This is a genomic window from Neorhizobium sp. PAMB6716, from assembly GCF_058242805.1.
Map to the genome: position 1 here is coordinate 173,828 of NZ_JBZAYW010000002.1, position 17,492 is coordinate 191,319.

Here is a 17,492-nt window from a genome sequence, read left to right on the forward strand (position 1 = left end):
AACACCGCGTCAAGGCGCAGCATAGCCGCAATACGATCTGCCTTCGTTACGTAATGTAATATCGTTACGTTTATGAGGGCGCAAATGTTTTGTCCAGAGGGTTTCCCGGATTTTGCACAGGAGCGGCTTTGCCCGCTTGATGCGTGCTGACAGCGAATCGCCAGCCGGCAGCGTGTTCAAACTGGCGATGCTCATGACGAGCGCCTTCGACCTATCGGAAATTGTGACATGGCGTCCGGTCCCTGCCGCCTGGCGGGTTTGGCGATGGTCGATCCCGGCGGAAGGATGCGGGCATCCCGTCGCTGCTACGGGGATCGTCAGTTGCGGGTTTGCAAGCGCTCTAGGGTGCTCAACTCTTGCCCGCTCCATAATGGATCGGTGATCACGGTAGCGCGGCAAAATCTGCCCCTTTTCGGGACGGGCGCGTCGGAAACGGTTCTTGCGTGTTTTTCTTCCGTCCCGTTTTGGAGCGATACCGGAAAGAAATACTAGCGCCTGCGCCGGATCTTCTGCCATGTTGCGGTGCGACGTTACGGCAAACCGCTGTTTGCCTTGTTCTTGTCTCATTTGCAGGCGAATCTGTCGTCAGATATAGTGTTGCGGTAAAAGCTGAGCGGGTGCTTCGCCGAGCGAAAAGAGCGGCGCGACACTCCTTTTGTTCTTCGCCGTGATGGACTGGAGCCAGGGTGCGGTGCGGCCTTTTGGCCCTGCCTCGGGTCCGTTTATGCGCAGTCATGAATATGTTTTAACTGGCTTTTCATTTAGGGATCAATGCGCTAGATCGCCGCTGACGCTGATTTGCTTCGTCGACCGGCGCCTATCGCTCATTGCTTGATGTGTGAGTTGCGGTGTCGCGCATTGTTCGTCTGCGTCGCTCTTTGCAATCCCGATTGCGGGGTTGGCTGGCAACAAAGTTTCAGGCGGCAGACAAATTCTGCCGTTCTGTGTCGGTATACAGTTTGTGGCTTGAAATATATGATTTTTCCACTTTCGGCGCCGTGCCTATTCAGTGCCCAAGGTACAAAAAATGCGCAGAAAGCTTGATTTCACTATAAGTGTTACCATTGACAATAATGCGATAAATCTTGTAAAAATAACTCGCGTTTTGTTGGAACCCAGAATTCATAAAACACTGAAAAATTAACGACTTCTTAATACAAGACACCGTCGGAAAAAGGGATCCCTTTATGCAGGGTGAAATCAGCTATGATAGCTGTAATCCGGGGTATGGCGATGCGGTAGAATTTCTGCGCAAGCGCTCCTCGGACCGGGATGAGCTCGATATCGTTGGTTCCTCGAACGGTGTATTCAGGCCGTTCATCAACGAAGTGGGTAACGCTTCTTGCTATGCCGGTGGCGTTGCAGGATGCGTGTACATGATCAGCTGGAGGGCGCTTTGATGAATGCGACCGCCGCCATGTGCATTACTATCGATAATCTCGGAGATATTTCCGCGCATTTCGGCGAGGGTGTCGCCGGCCGCGTGCTGGCGGAAGTCGCCCGCCGCCTGGAGCGTTCGATGGACGCGCCGTTCAGCATTGAGAGCTGGGGCGTGGCCGCTCCGCTCGAGTGCTGCAATGGTATGCCGAGCTGGTCGCGCGTCAACGAGGCCATGTGTGCCGCGGCCGCCCTGCCCATATCGGTTGGTTATAACCGTATAGTTGTTGCTCTCAGCTGCCGCAATTCGGCGCCCGAAACCTCGGAAGCCCTGCATACGGCCTCGCAGGTCAGCGCTCAGGAATACCGCATCGACATGAGTGCGGCGGCGATTGCTTATGAAGCGCTGTTCAATGCGCGCTTTGCGCTGGTGGAGCAGCCCGTCTGCAGTGCAACCGACGCTGCAAACCTGCTTTATTCGGAATGCGTCGTGCGCCTGTCGGACGAAGATGGCCGCGTTGTCATGCCTGGCGTTTACGCGCCGGCACTGGAGCGTCTTGGTCTGACGCAGGTGTTTGATCGCCGCATCGCCCAGGCTGTGATCGCGGAACTGTGCCGCCGGCCCGACGCGGTGCTGGGATGCAATATGTCAGCGTTGTCAGCCTCGGAGGATCTGTGGTGGCGGCTGGTTTTCCCGCGCCTGGTGCGCGAGGCCGGCATCGGTCACCGCATGGTCATCGAGATCTCGGAATCGGGGCGTCCCTACAGCTTCGAGGCGGTGGTGGAGTTCGTGTCGCATATTCAGCAAGTGGGTTGCCGTGTCGCACTCGATGATTTCGGCACCGGCTTCAGTTCCATCGGATATGCGCGCCACACGCGCTTCGATGTGATCAAGATCGATGCCGGACGTATCCGCACCCGCGGTTCTGATGCGCCGCAACTGCTTGGCCATCTGATTTCGCTTGCCCGTCATGTGGCAGAAGAGGTCGTGGTCGGGGCGGTCGAAAGCGAGGCGGATCTTGTCGTCGCGCAGGCGGCCGGGGCCAAGTGGGTTCAAGGGTTCCTCTTCGGGCATCCACACAGTCTGGCGCCATTGCTGGAACGCAACCCGCAGGTGGCTTCGCTGGATACGCGCCGGCCCGTTGCCCGCGCAGGCGGTGCCAGATGAAACAGGGCGCGGCCGCAGTTCTTCTGATCGCGGCCGTCTTCGAGGCGGGCCTTGTGGCTTCGCTCGTGACGTCTCTTGTCACCGGGCAATATGATCTCGCATTCGAGATCTTGCTGTTTGTCGGACTTGTGGTCTGGGCGGTGTTTGCTTTTTGTGGCCGCGACCTGTGGACATCGCGAAACGAGCCGCTTGACCCGCTCTTCTCAGAGCGTGTCGCCGAACGTCACGCCCGTTATGGCATCTATGCTTTGCCTGTTGCGTCGGAAGACGGTGACAAACGCGGGGGAAAGCACCTGTTGCAGAGCCCGCTTCCCTTTCTGGTGGCCGTGCTTGCCGCTGCAACAGTGCTCAGCGCCGCCTTCGTTTTCTCGCTTGTCGATAACATGGCCCTCGCCGGAGCCATCGCATGAACCGCCGGTTTGGTCGCACTCGCGCTCTATTGCGGCCACGGCCAACCGGTGCTGCACAAAGACCTGCAAAGGCGGCTGGAGCGGCAGGTCCGCCGACGCTGAGCGGTTGAATGGCAGGTTTTGCATGCCATCGCACACTTCGGCAGCAGCAGGCCGCCTGCAGGCCCGGGCCAGACACACATTTTTCGTCTAAAACCCTGTCAGTTCTCATGGATTTCCAGGGAGTTGCCGTGTTTGGCCGTCGAGAGGAACTTGCCAATTGCAGCGCACCGCCGCAAGTTGGCACCATGAACGATCAGAACCGATATGCACCGCCGATCAATGGCCAGCGCCCGATCAAACGGCGCGGTCTGCTGGATGGCCTGCAACGTTCAGGCCTGCGCCGGTTAACGACGATCGTCGGTTCGGCGGGCTATGGCAAGACATCCTTTGCAGCGCAGTGGCACGAAACGCTGGTTGCGCTGAAGGTTCGTTGCCTTTGGGTGTCACTGGAACCGGAGCATTGCGACCAGCGGCAGTTTCTGTTGACGCTGCTGGATGCTCTGCAGCCGCTCCTCCCGGATGAAGGCGGCGGCCTGGACGCGGCAAGCCTGCCGGTGGCCTCGCTTTTGTCGATCCTTGCCACGCGCCTTCGCCGCATCGGGGAGCCGCTGGTTCTGTTCCTCGACGATTATCATCTGGCGCAGACCGATGCGACGGAAGCGCTGATGGCCAAGATCCTGGCGGATCGCGCGCTCGACCACCTGAAACTGGTGCTGATTTCGCGCAGCCCGCCGCGTTTTCCGCTGTCGGCGCTTCGCTTGCACGGCGAGTTAAAGCAGATCGGCGTCGGCGATCTCGGCTTTTCCGACGATGAGGCGCTGGAATTTTTTGCAGACCGCAATCTCGGGCTGAGCCGCGAGCAGATCGGTGCTCTCAACCGGCGGACCGAAGGCTGGGCGGTGGCGCTCCAGATGGTGCGGCTGCTGGTCCACGACAATCCCGAGGGGGAGGCGGTGCTGGCCTCGTTTGACGGCAGCAATACCGAAATGGGCAATTATCTGTCCGAACAGGTGTTTGTGCAGCTGCCGGGCGATATCCAGCAATTCCTCTTGCAAACGGCGGCGCTGCCGGCCTTCAGCCGGGACCTTGTCTCCGGCCTTTTCGAGGGCGAGGCAAGTGCGCTCCTGATGGATCGTCTGGCCGATCATGCGCTGCCGATCACGCTTCTGGCCGGGGAGGGGGGGTGGATGCGCTCCCACCCGGTGTTTAATGCGTTCCTGCGTCAGAAGGCGCTTCGCCAGGGGTTTGATACGCAGTCGGCGGTCAAGCGTGCGGCGCGCTGGTTTGAGGCACAAGGCGATTTCGACCAGGCGGTGCGCCACGCGCTCTGGGGCGGCAGCGCCGATCTGGCCGCCCGCATCATCGAGACGGCCGGCGGCTGGCGGCGGGTCTATGCCACCACGCGCGGCGGCACCATGCTGTTCCAGATGATTTCCGCGCGCGCTGCCAGCATCGATCTCGATGGCTTTCCCTTGACCACGCTCGGGCTTTCGGTGATGAGCGCCAAGGCCGGCCAGCTGGAGGCGGCCAATCACTATCTGTCGATTGCCGAACGGGCGGTCGGCGGTGCAAAGGCCTTCGCCGCGGATCTGCGTGTGGTGAGGGTGCTTCTGTCTCTCTATCTGGATCATTGGGCAAGTTCCGCAGATCTGGCAGCGCTGGAAGACGATCTGCTTAAACCGGAGGGGATGGAGCTGATCCACCGGGCGCTGGCGCTCAACATGCTCTCCTACAACTACCTGATCCGCAGTGACCTGGAACGCGCCCGCCATTACGGGCATCTGGCCATCCGCACCTTCCGCGATGGCGGGGCGGATTTCGGCGCCATGCATCTTTATACCCATATCGGGCAGGCGGCGTTTTTCAGCGGCGATGCGGCCGGTGCCGAGGAAGCGTATGACCATCTGATTGCGGAGGTGCAGGGCAATATTGGTGCTGGCAGTGATCTCGATGCCGTGGGACAGGTGCTGAAGGCGGAACTGGTGTCCATGCGTGGCGATCTCAAAGCGGCCGCAGAACCTTTGTCCTGGGCGCTGCCACATCTGGAACGCCATGATACCTGGTTCGACCTTCTGGCAGCGGGCTTCATGACGCAGCAGCGCGTTCTGCGCATCGGCGGCGATGCGGTGGGCGCGCATGCCTCCATCGACCGGGTCCGTTCGGCCGCAAAGCGGCGCGGTTTCGACCGACTGATCCGGTTGATCGATGGCGAACGCTGCGTGCTCCTGATCGAAACGGGGGATATTGAACAGGCGATCCGCAATGCCGAGCTTTCCGGCTTCGGGCGCGTCTTCATCCAGGCCGACCGGCTGAACACGCTGGCCATTCACCTGCGCGGCACGACGCCGGCGCTTTTATGGACACGGATCTATCTGGCGCAGGGCGAGGTGGCGCGGGCGCGCGAAACGCTGGACTGGCTGAAGACCTGCCAGGCCGAGCGGCCACACCTCTTGCGCTCCATCGAACTGCAACTGCTGGAGATCCGGCTGCTTTTTGCCGAGGGGCAGAAAGATGCGGCATCCGCCTATCTTTGCGACCTGCTGATGACCACGCCGCTTGCCGATTATTCTGCCCTTCTGCGGCTGGAGGGGCCGGCTGACTTTCCCGATATGCTGCACACGCTGGCTGGCTGCGGCCAGTTTCCGCAGGTGGCGCGCCAGCGGCTGATACAGTGCCTCGAGCAGGTGTATCGAACAGATCCGGTCGCGGCTGTCCCCCTCGTCGAAACAATCCTACCGGGCTCGGACCTGACCGACCGCGAACGCAGCGTGCTGACCTTGTTGAGCGCCGGCCTCAGCAACAAGGAGATTGGCCGCAAGCTCGATCTCAGCGACAACACCATCAAGTTCCACCTACGCAACATCTTTACCAAGCTCAATGTTTCCACCCGCACGGCAGCCGTGACGGCTGCACGTGACCGAGGCCTGGGGCTGCGCTGACCACCTACCCAAACGGGTAGTTCCTTCTTCCTGCCTGCCTACCCTTTTGGCAGGCTATCGCACCTGCCTTGCCCGCCATACTCTCCCCTCAAAGTAGAAATGGCATAAGGGCAGGTTCGAACATGCAGGCAGCAGCCGGTGGTTGGGTGGACCCCGTCACGCAGGAAATCATCGAGGGAAAGCTTCTGGCGACCGTCGATGAGATGGGCATCGTCATGGCCCGCACCAGCATGAGCCCCGTCATCTACGAAGTCCTGGATTTCGCCTGCGGGGTTTTGAGTGCCGAGGGCGAGCTGGTGGCGCAGATGAACGGCATCACGCTGTTTACCGGCACATTCGGCGCGCAGGTGAAGGCGCTGATCGCCCGCTTCGGCACCAATCTCGAGGATGGCGATATCCTCTTGACCAACGACCCCTATGCCGGGGGCACGCATGCCTGCGATTTTGCCATCGTAAAGCCGATCTTCTTTGAGGGCGCCCTGTTTGCCTATGCGATCAACGTTGCGCATTACCTCGATGTCGGCGGTTCCGTGCCGGGAAGCCTTGCACCGAACGCCACCTCTGTTTTCCAGGAGGGGCTTCGCCTTCCCGGCGTAAAAATTGCCCGCCGCGACGTGTTTTCCGACGATATCCTGCATATCATCCGCGAAAACGTTCGCCTGCCCGAGATTGCACTGGGTGATCTGACTGCGCAGGTCGCAACCGTGCGGGTGGCGGCCCGCCGCATGGGCGAGATCGCTGAAAAATACGGGGCCTCCACGGTTCGCGCCGCCTTTGATCATCTTTTGTCGGCCAGCGAACGTTTGAGCCGGGCCGCGATCGCAGCCCTTGCCGATGGCACCTATCATGCGCGTGACGTGATCGATGGCGACGGCGTGAGCGACACGCCGATTGCGGTCGAGGTGACCGTGACCATCGCCGGCGACAGCATCGTTACCGATTTTACCGGCTGCCCTAAAGCCGTTGCAGGCCCGATCAACTGCGCGCGTGGTGCGCTGGAATCGGCCGTGCGCACCATCGTCAAGGCGCTTGTCGGGCCGCAGGCGCCCTCCAACGAGGGCTGGTTTCGGCCGCTTTCAGTGGTTGCACCCTCCGGAACCATCTTTACCGCCGAAAAGCCTTCGCCGACCGGCTGGTATTACGAAGGCTCGGTGCATGCGTCCGAACTGGTGTGGAAGGCGCTGGCGCCACTGATGCCCGCAAGGTTTTCCGCCGGCTCCTATTCCAGCCTCTGCGTTGTCTATATTTCCGGGCACGATTGCGACGGACACCCCTTCATCCATATAGAGCCGCAGCATGGCGGCTGGGGGGCAAGCGAAACACGCGACGGCGCCAATGCGCTCATCGCGCTGACCGACGGCGATACCTACAATTATTCCGTCGAAGCGATCGAGGCGCGTTTTCCGCTGATCGTGAAGCGTTATGGGCTGAACGTGGAAGGTGGCACCGGTGCCGGGCGGCGCCGCGGTGGTTTTGGCATCATCCGCGAATACGAGATCCATGGCAATGGCGCCGAGGCCTATTGCAGTTTCGGGCGCACCGTGACGCAGCCCTGGGGCATGGCGGGCGGATTGGCCGGTACGCTGAACAGCCTGCAGGTGCGCGCAGGGGCAAGTGGCGATAGCCGGCAATACGGCCGAGAGCACCATATCGGGCTCGGAAAAGGCGACGTAGTGCGTATCGTCACCGGCGGCGGTGGCGGCTGGGGCGCGCCGAATGAGCGCGAAAGACATCTTATCGAACAGGACATTGCCGACGGACTGCTGAGCGAAACAGCAGCGCGGGAAACCTATGGCTTTGAAAAGGAACTGCAACAATGATCAGGCTTGCAACCGATGTCGGTGGCACGTTTACCGATCTTGTCGGTTATGACGAGTTGACCGGCGAAGTCTTTACCGCCAAAAGCCTCACCACCGTGGACGATCAGTCGCGCGGCGTGCTGCAGGCGATTGCGGACGCGGAACAGAGCGATGGCCTGCGCCGTCGCGATGTGACCTTCTTTGCCCATGGCGGCACCACCGTGATCAACGCCATTACCGAGCGCAAGGGCGTCAAGACGGCGCTGGTGACGACGTCGGGTTTCCGCGATGTGCTGGAAATCGGGCGCGGCAACCGGCCGGATCTCTATAACCTGCAATTCCATAGCCCTGAACCCTTCGTGCCGCGCCACCTGCGCTTTGAGGTGCGCGAACGCATCGATGCAAAAGGCAATGTCCTGACCCAGCTGGAGCTGGACGACCTGAAGCCGATCATCAAGACATGCCTGGAAGAGGGTGTCGAAGCGGTCGCCATCCTTTTCTTGCACAGCTATGCCAATCCCGAGCATGAGGCGCTCTGCGCTGATATTCTAGCCGATGCGCTGCCCTGCGCCACCATTTGCGCAAGCCATGAAGTCTCGCGCCAATGGCGGGAATACGAGCGTTCCAACACGGTGGTTCTGAACGCTTATGTGCAGCCGATCATCCAGTATTATTTCGAGCGGCTGGAAGAGGCGCTGACCGAGACGGATCTCACCTGCCCCTATTATGCCATGCAGTCGAACGGCGGCATTGCCACGTTCGACCAGGTGGTGAAAAGCCCGCTGACACTGGTAGAATCCGGGCCTGCCGGCGGCGTGGCGGGTGCCGCGCGCATCGGCGCACTTCTCTCCGAAACCGAGGTTCTGTCGCTCGATGTCGGTGGCACCACCGCCAAATGTTCGCTGATCAAGAACAGCCGGCCGACGCTCGACAGCGAATACCGGCTGGAGCGCAGCCGTATCAACCCCGGTTATGCCGTGCAGGTTCCGGTGGTGGATATTGTCGAAATCGGCGCCGGCGGCGGTTCGATTGCGCGCATCGACCAGCGTGGCGCGCTGTCGGTCGGGCCGGAAAGTGCGGGCTCCATGCCAGGCCCGGCCTGTTATGGAAAAGGCGGCAGCCGGCCGACGATTTCCGACGCGCTTTTGACCATCGGCGTGTTTGACCCGACAACCTTTGCCAATGGCACCATGCCGCTCGATGTGGAAAAGGCGCGTGCCGCCATTGAAACGCTTGCCGTGCCGCTTGGCATGTCGATCGAGGATGCGGCGCTTTCGGTCATCGAGATTGCCCATGCCAACATGATCAATGCGTTAAAGCTGGTGACGGTGCAGCGTGGCCATGATCCGCGCGATGCAGCTTTCGTCATCAGCGGCGGCGCCGGCCCCGCCCTTGCCGCCCGTCTTGGCCGCGATCTCAAGGTGAAATCAACAGTGGTGCCGCTCCATCCCGGCATATTTTCCGCCTGGGGCATGCTGGCGGCCGAACCGCGCGCCGATTTCCGCTCCACCTGGTTTTCGGCACTGTCGCCAGAAGCGCTGGCCGCGGCGGGCGAACGCTTTGCGGCACTGGAGCACGATGCGGCGGATTATTTCGGCAAGGGCACTGACGCAGAGATCCGTTTTTCCTACAGCATCGAGGCGCGTTACCGCGGCCAGGAACACGGCGTCTTCACCCGTTTTGAACCCGGCGACACCGAGGAGGCCTTTTCCGAGCGCTTCCACTCAGCCCATGAAAAAGCCTATTCCTTCCGCCTTCCGCATTCGGCCATCGAGATCACCATGCTGCATCTGGAAGCGATCCTGAGCGGCCCGGTGATTGCCATCCCGAAGCTGAAGGGCGAGGTGATATCGGTGGAGGAGGCGCGCTGCGGCACGCGCGATGTCTATTTCGGCGGCACGGAAGGCTGGGTCTCCTGCCCGGTCTACGCGCGCGGCCGGCTCCGCCCGCATATGACGCTTCAGGGCCCATTGATTGTCGAGGAGCCAACCGCCACTACTCTTGTTCTGGCCGGCCAGCAGCTGGCATTGACGCAGGAGGGGATCATGATCATCCGGGAACAGGACCACAACCAGAGCGGAGCTGCCTGAGAATGGCAATCTCCATCCAGCTCGAAAATGTCACGCGTGCGTTCGGCCCCGTGAGGGGCGTGGACGATGTGTCGCTTTCGATCCGGGCCGGCGAATTCTTCACGCTGCTCGGCTCTTCGGGCTGTGGCAAGAGCACGCTTTTGAAGCTGGTGGGCGGCTTTGATGCGCCAACCTTCGGGCGTATTGCCTTTGATGGGCGCGATATGGGCGGCGTGCCGGCCAATGCGCGCCCCGTCAACACCGTCTTCCAGAGCCTCGGGCTTTTTCCGCACATGAGCGTGGCACAGAATGTCGGCTACGGGCTTTCGCTCCGCGGCCTGCGCGGGGCAGCCCTTGCCGCAAAGGTGGAGGGCGCGCTTGATCTGGTGGAGCTTTCCGGATTTGGCCCGCGTGACGTGAACCTTCTCTCCGGAGGCCAGCGGCAGCGCGTGGCACTGGCGCGTGCGCTGGTCATGGAGCCCGGCATTCTTCTTCTCGACGAGCCGCTGACGGGGCTCGACGAGCGGTTGCGCCAGCAGATGCGCGATGAGTTTGCCCGCCTGCACAAGCGCACCGGCGCCACCTTCATTCTGGTGACCCACAACCAGGATGAGGCATTGAGCCTTTCCGACCGGATGGGCGTGATGCACCAGGGCAGGCTGCAGCAGGTCGATGCGCCGGCGCGGTTTTTCGAGGCGCCGGCCAATGCCTTTGTCGCCCGTTTCGTCGGCATCGACATCCAGTTGAAACATGAAGGCGTTACCGCGGCGGGAGAGTTTGGCAGTGCCGTCGTTGCAGGACAGAAAGTGCCGGTCCGGATTGGCGGACCCGTAGTGCCCACGCAAAGTGTCGTGGCGCTGCGACCGGACCGGCTCTTTTTGCAATCTATGGATGAAAGGCCTTTACAGGAGCCCGACGCTCTGCTGATGCTGCGCGTGGTGGAAAGCCGGTTTCGCGGCCTCCATCATGACGTGACACTGGCCTTTGCAGACGGGCAGACGGTGGTGGTTGCGCAAGGGGCGGATCGGCCCTTGCCGGAACCGGGCCGGCATGTGCCTCTGGTTGTGGCGGCAGGAGGTGCGATCCTTATTCCAACGGCATGATTTCCATGCCGTACGCGGGTTTATTTTAGGCTTGGGACGGTCAAGGCCGGCTTTTAAATAAGAGAGGGGAATGAAAACATGGATAAGGGACGCAATTTTGGCAGTAGTGCCAGCAACATCAATCGGCGCCAGCTTCTGCAGCTGATGGGGGCCGGTGGCGCGGCACTTTCGGTCGCTGGCCTTTCGGCGCCGGGGCGGGCATTCGCACAGAGCCCCAAAAGCGTGGCTTTCTGGGCAACCGCCACTCTGGATATCGCAGACAAATGGAGCGACTTTGCAAGCCAGGTCGGCGTTTCCCCGGAATTTACCGATAACGGCAATGATGTCGGGCCCGTCATTGCCCGCCTTGCCGCCGGTAATGCCAACGAGCTTTTCGATGTCGGCGGTTTTCAGGGCGGCGCCGAAAAGGAACTGGCGCGCCAGGGCGTCATCATCCCCTGGGATCTTACCAAGATCCCCAATTACGACAGCATCTGGCAGTGGGCCAAGGACATTCCCTACCTGCGCCAGGACGGCAAGCAATATAGCATCCCGACCGTCGTTAATGCCGATTCGATCATTTATCGTCCCGACAAACTGGGCAAGGTCGACAGCTACGGCGTGATCTTCGACAAGAAGCTCAAGGGCCGGGTGGCCATGGAAGATGCCTGGATCAACAGCGCCATCTTCACCGCCATGTATCTGAAGGAATCGGAAAACCAGCCGATCAAGGATCCGGGCAATCTTTCCGAATCCGAGCTTGGCCTCGTCATGGAATTCCTCATCAAGCACAAGAAGGACGGCCAGTTCCGCACCTTCTGGAACGGCTGGGAACAGGGCGTGCAGCTGGTGGCCGATCAGGAAGTCGATGCCATGACCGGCTGGGAGCCGATTGTCTATGAGGGTCGCAAGCGCGGGCTTCAGGTGGAATATGCGGCCCCCGTCGAGGGTTATGAGGGCTGGGGCAACAATACCGTGCTTCTGAAGGGCGCTGCCGATCGCGGCGTGACCGATGTTGCCCATACCTTCGTCAACGGTCTTCTCGGCGGTCTCTACGGCTGCGAACTGGGCAAGTCGCGCGGCTATCTGGTGCCGACCGACAATAATGTCGCCTATGCCAAAAAGAACCCCGGCGAATACAAGCCGGAAGAGGTGCAGGCGCTGGGCGACCATGTGAAGGCGAAGTTTGCCGGCAAGGTCTACTGGCAGAATTGCCGCCCGGACAATTTCCAGCTTTACGAGGAATGGTGGCAGAAGCTGCGCAACGCTTGAAGGGTAGGGTTGGGCCTTGGGGAGGTGTCGCGTGTACGGTTACCCCCTCTGGCCTGCCGACGATCTCCCCCACAAGGGCAGGGCTATTGCAGATAAGACAAGTCCCCTCCCAAACCCTCCCCACAAGGGGGAGGGCTTAACCCGGCCGCGCCGTCCGTTTCAGGAAAGGGACGTTTACTGCATCGTATCTCCCCCCTTGTGGGGGAGATGGCCGGCAGGCCAGAGGGGGTAAGCCACGGCACACCATTAAACACCCCGCAATCTCCACGCCAAACCAATCCGCAGAAGCCAGGGAACCTCATGAACCGCCGTCTTCCGCCCTCGTTGTTCCTCATGGCGCTGCCGCTTCTGGCCATTCTTGCGCTTGGCTTTCTGCCGTTGATCGTGGTGGTGGTGTGGAGTTTCTGGACCTGGGATCCCGCTACCTATTGGATCCGTCCGGATTTTAACCTTGCCGCCTACGGAGCCATTCTGGAGGCCGGGCGCTGGACGGTCATTGTCTCGACGCTTGCAAAAGCATGTCTGACGGCGCTGATCTGCCTCCTCATCGGCTGGCCGACCGCTTACGCGGTGCATTTTCTCGCCGGACGCCGCCTTTCGCTTCTGCTTCTGGCGCTGATGACCATTCCCTTCTTCACCTCTTATCTCATCCGATCCTTTTCCTGGCGGCTGGTGCTGGGGCGAACCGGTGTCGTCAATGACCTGCTGATCCATCTGGGTCTGACGGATGCGCCGCTCGACTGGCTTTTGTTTTCCAACTTCGCCGTCATCCTCGGCCTTGTCGCCTCCTATCTGCCATTTGCCACCTTTCCGCTGCTTCTCTCCATGCGCCGCGTCGATCCCGTGGTGATGGTTGCCGCGCGAGATCTCGGCGCCGGCTTCTGGACCATGCTGCGCACCATTCTCGTACCGCTGACCTTTTCCGGTATCTTTGCCGGCTTCCTTTTCGTTTTTGTCATGGTGGCGGGCTCGTCCACGGAAGTGCAGATGCTGGGCGGCGCCGGCGCCAGCATCGTCTCCGTCATGATCAACGACGTGATGCGGGTGGCGAATTATCCGCTCGCCTTTGCCATTTCCTCGGTGGTTCTGGCGGTCATCTTTTGCGTGGTGCTGGTCGGCAACGCCCGCTTCGGGCTGGCGCGCCTGTTCGGGGAGGGCACGTCCTGATGAACCAGGATGGTATTCTGTCGCGCGGGATGATCTGGGCGATCACCGCTTTTGGCCTTCTGGTGATCTATGCGCCGCCGCTTTATCTTCTCGGCGTCTCGTTCAACCCGGCGCTGCAGCCGGCGCTGCCGCATGTGTCCGATATCACGCTCAAATGGTATCTGGCGCTTGCCGGCGAAAAACAGCTGATCGCAGCGCTGGAACAATCGCTGATGGTTGCCGTCATCACCGGCGTTCTGGCAACCGGCCTGTCGCTTCTGGCAGCACTTGCCTATGTGGAACTGCATGCGCGGCGCACCGCCTGGTTCCTGACGGTGCTTTTGCCGATGTTCGTGCCTGGGGTCATTCAGGGGCTGGCGCTTTCTGCCGTCTTCCAGCGCGCCGGCATCAAGGCGGGCATGATGACGGTGATCGGCGGGCACCTGCTCTGGGCGCTGCCGTTCGCCTTTATCGTTATCCTCACAAGCTTTGCCGTGGTGCGCCGGTCCTATCTGATGGCGGCAGCCGATCTCGGAGCAAGCCGGTGGCAGCAGTTCAGGGATGTCACGCTGCCGCTCATCCGCCCCGGTCTCGTCAGCGCCTTCATCTTCTCTTTCCTGCTGTCGCTCAACGAGTTTACCCGTGCCTTTTATCTCGCCGGCCGGCAGAACACGCTGCCGGTGGTGCTGTTCGGCAAGATGAATTCCGGCGCTTCCCCCACCATCTACGCCATGTCCGGCGCGATCTTTCTCGTTTCGGTGTTTTGCGTGGCGCTGGTGGCCGGCAATGCGTTGCTCAAACGGCGCAGCGCGGGATAGGCCGGCCGATCAGCGTTCGGCAATGGACGCATCCGGTTCAACCTGCGCCAGATCGATGCGCGCCACGACCGACATGCCGGGCACAAGTCTGTCTGCCAGCGGCTGGTCCGGATCAATGGCGATGCGTACCGGAATGCGCTGGGCGATCTTGGTGAAATTGCCCGTGGCATTATCTGACTTGATGACGCTGAATTCCGAGCCGGTGGCCGGCGCAAAACGCTCGATGCGGCCGGAAAGCGTCTGATGGCCGAGGGCATCCACGGTGAATGTCACGGTCTGGCCTGCCTGCATGCCCGCAAGCTGGGTCTCCTTGAAATTGGCCACCACCCAGATCCGCTCCGGCACCAGCGAGGCAATCTGCGTGCCGACCGAGACATATTGGCCGATGCGCGCTGCCATTTCACCCAGCGTGCCATCCTGCGGCGCAAGAATGCGGGTGTTCTGCAGGTCGATATCGGCCAGCGCCACGGCGGCCCGCGCGCTCTCCACATCGGCTTCCAGCGAGCGGCGCGACACGATCGTGGTGTTGAGGTCCTGTTCGGCCACCAGTTCTGCGGCCTCCGTCTGATGGACGGCGGCGACGGCCTGATCGAGCGCCGCGCGGTTTTTTTCCGATTCGCTCTGTGTCGAGATATTGCGCTCCAGCAGCGCCTGCGTGCGCTCGAAACTGGTGCGGGCAGCCGTCAGGCTGGCATTGGCGCTTTCGATGGCAGCCTTGGCCGAGACGATCTTTGCCTCGTTCGACTTGCGCGTCTGTTCGGAATTGGCAAGGCCGGCCTCGGCGCGTGCAAGCGTTGCCTTGGCCTGTTCGAGCTTCTGCACGTAGATGCGGTCATCGATGCGGGCAATCAGGTCTCCCTGACGCACCTTCTGGTAATCCTTGCGCGGCACCTCGACGATATAGCCGGCAAGCTGCGGGCTGATAAGCGTTACCTGGCCGCGGACATAGGCATCATTGGTGGTTTCGATACTGCCGTGGAAGGGCGGCAGATTGAACACGAAGAGCACGATCAGCACACCGGCAAGGCCGATGGCGAGTGCGATATAGGTGGCAATGGAACGGAAAAACTGGGTCATGGCGGACAATTCCAAAGGGGGCAAAAGGGGTCGAACGAGAGATCAGGCCGTGGCGCTGGCGTCTTTCGGGGCAAGCCGGGCGGGCAGCCACCGATCTCTGTGGCGAACAAGAAGATGGAGAACGAGCACGGCAAGGGCGGCTAAGGCCAGCAGCGCCGTCATCAGGAAGGCATCGTTATAGGCAAGCACATAGGCCTGCTGCTGCACCTGTTTGGAAAACAGGCTGGCGCCCTGCGCATTGCGCAGCAGCGGATCGGTGGTGACCTTCGCATAGGCGCCGACATATTGTTGCAGACGGGCGGCGACCAGTGGATCGGAGCCGGCAAGCCGTGAGACGAGGCGGAACGAATGGAACTGCTCGCGCCATTGCACGAACGTGCCATAAAGCGCGCTGCCCAGATACCCGCCAACCTTCTGGGTGGTGAGGAAAACGATGATGAAGCTCAGGATATAGTTCGGCCCGCGCTTGAGCGCCGCCGAAAAGCCGATGGCGAGCGCCGGCGGCAGGAAAAGGCCGCTGGCAAAGCTGATCAGCATCTGGCTCACATAAACCTGTTCGGGACGTGTCAGCACGGTGGAGCCGCTGTCCATATAACTGCCGGCGGCCAGCATGATGAGAGCTGCCGCGTGAATGGCAGGCTCGCGGCCGGGCTTCATCAAAAGGGCGCAGAGAAGGCCGGAACCGACGCTTGCGGCAAGGATGACGAGATAGAGGCCGTGCATCTGGTCGCTCAGTAGGCCCATGGTGCGAAACATGCCGATCGCCCCGCTCGACTGTTCCGAAAGAATAAGCCGGAAAACGAGAAGCACGCCGGTAAAATGCACGATCTCGCGTGAGGTCAGCCAGCGGATATCGAGAAGCTGGTTTCGCCGGTTCAACTCGATCAGGGCCATGACGGTGAGGCTTGCAAAACCGATGACCAGCAACCAGCCGATCCATGGCGCTTCCACCCACCAGTAGAGCCGCCCGACAGTGAGCACCACGGCGATGGAACCGAGGCCAACGGCCAGAAAGCCATAGCTGATGATATCAAGCGCGCTGATCACCTTGGTGCGCGGCGGCGAATTGAGCGGCAGCCGGTAGATGGCTGCAAGACAGATCAGCGCCAGCCCGAGTTCAAGCAGATAAAAGGCATGCCAGCCGCCCTGATCAAGAAGCACGGGCGACAGCAGGCCGGCGACCGGCGTCGGCAGCGCCAGCGCCGTCAGCGCAAGACAGAGCCCGAGGTTCAGCTTGCGCGCCGGCGGCACGGTTTCGAGCATATAAAGAAAGGCAAGCGACGACATCGGTGCTGCCGCAGCACCCGCAAAAAACCGCAGCGCGAGTGCGCTTTCAAAGCTGTCGACCCAGAGATGGCCAAGGCTGATAACGGCATAGGCGACAATCGAAATTTCGGCGAACTTGCGCAGGCCGAACTGGGCACGCAGCTTGAACAGCATCAGCGTCAGGCTGGCATTGGGGATCATATAGGCGGCAATCAGCCAGGTGGCTTCCACCTGCGTTGCCTCCAGCGGTCCCGCCACCTGCTGGATATTGTTGGATAAAAGGCTGAGGCCGAGGCCTTGCGTCAGTGCAATCAGGGTTGCCGCCAGCATATAGGCGGCCATCATGGCTGGAGGGCGCGCAACGAAGGGCGCCGGCGCCGGCATCTGGCCGGGCGGTGGCGTTTGCGCATCAGCGACAGGGGCGGCGGCTGGGCTTGAGACTGGGCCAGCAACTGGGCCAGCCGTCGGGCCAATCGCCGGATTTTCATCGTCCTTACGGGGTGACATCGAAAATCTCCAGGTCGGCAACCCGCTCGGCAAGCAGTTCCAATACGTCGATCGAGATGCGCAATTGCTGCGGGTCAATGCCCTCAAAAATCCGTCCGCGCAGACGCTCTCCAATGGCCTGCACGAAGGCGGCCTGCTCCTTGCCGTGGGCCGTCAACGCAATCTGCTTGACCCGACGGTCTGAAAGATCCGGTCGTCGTTCGATGATGCCGTTCTCCTCCATGCGGTCCAGCAGGCGAACGAGCGTGGCCTGTTCCAGTTCCAGTTCGTAAGCGAGTTCACTCTGCGGCATGCATTCCCGCCGCGACAGCCTGAGAAGGGCGCGGGCGCGCGGATAGGTCAGCCCGTTGGCCGTCACCTGCTGGTTGAATGCGGTGCGGATCTTGCGGCTGGCTTTGGTGAGCGCTTCGATGAGATCGGCGGTGAGCTTGGGATCGGTTTCCATGGGGCGCTTAAGGTTAGTGTGCTAACTGAATTATTAGTTAGTGCGCTAACGATGGGATTCAAGGGCAGCGAAATG

Annotated in this window: 14 protein-coding genes; 10 read left to right on the plus strand and 4 right to left on the minus strand. The window is 61.2% G+C overall.

The features are described 5' to 3' along the window. Positions 1 to 9: 9 nt before the first annotated feature. Positions 10 to 567 carry a hypothetical protein gene (locus AC4CWH_RS19410; protein ID WP_491321973.1) on the minus strand — a complete coding sequence of 186 codons (558 nt, stop codon included), beginning with the start codon at positions 565 to 567 and terminating at the stop codon, positions 10 to 12. Positions 568 to 1,187: 620 nt separating this feature from the next. On the opposite strand from AC4CWH_RS19410, the gene AC4CWH_RS19415 reads away from it, so the two are divergent. From AC4CWH_RS19415 to AC4CWH_RS19460, 10 genes are all read left to right on the plus strand, one after another. Continuing rightward, complete coding sequence (locus tag AC4CWH_RS19415; RefSeq protein WP_491287406.1) at positions 1,188 to 1,400, plus strand: hypothetical protein; 213 nt, start codon at positions 1,188 to 1,190, stop codon at positions 1,398 to 1,400. Continuing rightward, positions 1,400 to 2,545: an EAL domain-containing protein gene (locus AC4CWH_RS19420; RefSeq protein ID WP_491287404.1), complete on the plus strand. Its 1,146-nt coding sequence runs from the start codon at positions 1,400 to 1,402 to the stop codon at positions 2,543 to 2,545. Before AC4CWH_RS19415 ends, AC4CWH_RS19420 begins: the two co-directional genes overlap by 1 nt. After that, the gene (locus AC4CWH_RS19425) at positions 2,542 to 2,955 is read left to right on the plus strand and encodes a hypothetical protein (RefSeq protein ID WP_491321974.1); all 414 of its coding nucleotides are present in this window, start codon (positions 2,542 to 2,544) and stop codon (positions 2,953 to 2,955) included. Before AC4CWH_RS19420 ends, AC4CWH_RS19425 begins: the two co-directional genes overlap by 4 nt. Before the next feature lie 230 nt (positions 2,956 to 3,185). Beyond that, positions 3,186 to 5,936: a LuxR C-terminal-related transcriptional regulator gene (locus AC4CWH_RS19430; protein WP_491321975.1), complete on the plus strand. Its 2,751-nt coding sequence runs from the start codon at positions 3,186 to 3,188 to the stop codon at positions 5,934 to 5,936. A gap of 122 nt (positions 5,937 to 6,058) precedes the next feature. Beyond that, a complete protein-coding gene (locus tag AC4CWH_RS19435) occupies positions 6,059 to 7,756 on the plus strand; it encodes a hydantoinase B/oxoprolinase family protein (protein WP_491287399.1) in 1,698 nt (565 codons plus the stop codon). Beyond that, positions 7,753 to 9,825, plus strand: coding sequence for a hydantoinase/oxoprolinase family protein (locus AC4CWH_RS19440; protein WP_491287397.1), 2,073 nt, complete (start codon positions 7,753 to 7,755; stop codon positions 9,823 to 9,825). The genes AC4CWH_RS19435 and AC4CWH_RS19440 overlap by 4 nt, the downstream gene beginning before the upstream one ends. 2 nt (positions 9,826 to 9,827) lie before the next feature. Beyond that, a complete protein-coding gene (locus tag AC4CWH_RS19445; protein ID WP_491321976.1) occupies positions 9,828 to 10,907 on the plus strand; it encodes an ABC transporter ATP-binding protein in 1,080 nt (359 codons plus the stop codon). A gap of 78 nt (positions 10,908 to 10,985) precedes the next feature. Continuing rightward, positions 10,986 to 12,158 carry an ABC transporter substrate-binding protein gene (locus AC4CWH_RS19450; protein ID WP_491287394.1) on the plus strand — a complete coding sequence of 391 codons (1,173 nt, stop codon included), beginning with the start codon at positions 10,986 to 10,988 and terminating at the stop codon, positions 12,156 to 12,158. Positions 12,159 to 12,458: 300 nt separating this feature from the next. Then, positions 12,459 to 13,325 carry an ABC transporter permease gene (locus tag AC4CWH_RS19455; RefSeq protein ID WP_491321977.1) on the plus strand — a complete coding sequence of 289 codons (867 nt, stop codon included), beginning with the start codon at positions 12,459 to 12,461 and terminating at the stop codon, positions 13,323 to 13,325. After that, on the plus strand, positions 13,325 to 14,122 hold the full coding sequence (locus AC4CWH_RS19460) for an ABC transporter permease (RefSeq protein ID WP_491321978.1): 798 nt from the start codon (positions 13,325 to 13,327) through the stop codon (positions 14,120 to 14,122). The genes AC4CWH_RS19455 and AC4CWH_RS19460 overlap by 1 nt, the downstream gene beginning before the upstream one ends. Before the next feature lie 9 nt (positions 14,123 to 14,131). On the opposite strand, the gene AC4CWH_RS19465 is transcribed toward AC4CWH_RS19460, so the two are convergent. The 3 genes from AC4CWH_RS19465 to AC4CWH_RS19475 form a co-directional block, all read right to left on the minus strand. Next, complete coding sequence (locus tag AC4CWH_RS19465) at positions 14,132 to 15,199, minus strand: HlyD family secretion protein (protein WP_491321979.1); 1,068 nt, start codon at positions 15,197 to 15,199, stop codon at positions 14,132 to 14,134. 42 nt (positions 15,200 to 15,241) lie between these two features. After that, positions 15,242 to 16,849, minus strand: coding sequence for an MFS transporter (locus tag AC4CWH_RS19470; protein WP_491322291.1), 1,608 nt, complete (start codon positions 16,847 to 16,849; stop codon positions 15,242 to 15,244). Positions 16,850 to 16,958: 109 nt separating this feature from the next. After that, entirely contained in the window at positions 16,959 to 17,417 is a 459-nt protein-coding gene (locus AC4CWH_RS19475) for a MarR family winged helix-turn-helix transcriptional regulator (protein WP_491287384.1), read from the minus strand. Between the last annotated feature and the right edge of the window lie 75 nt (positions 17,418 to 17,492).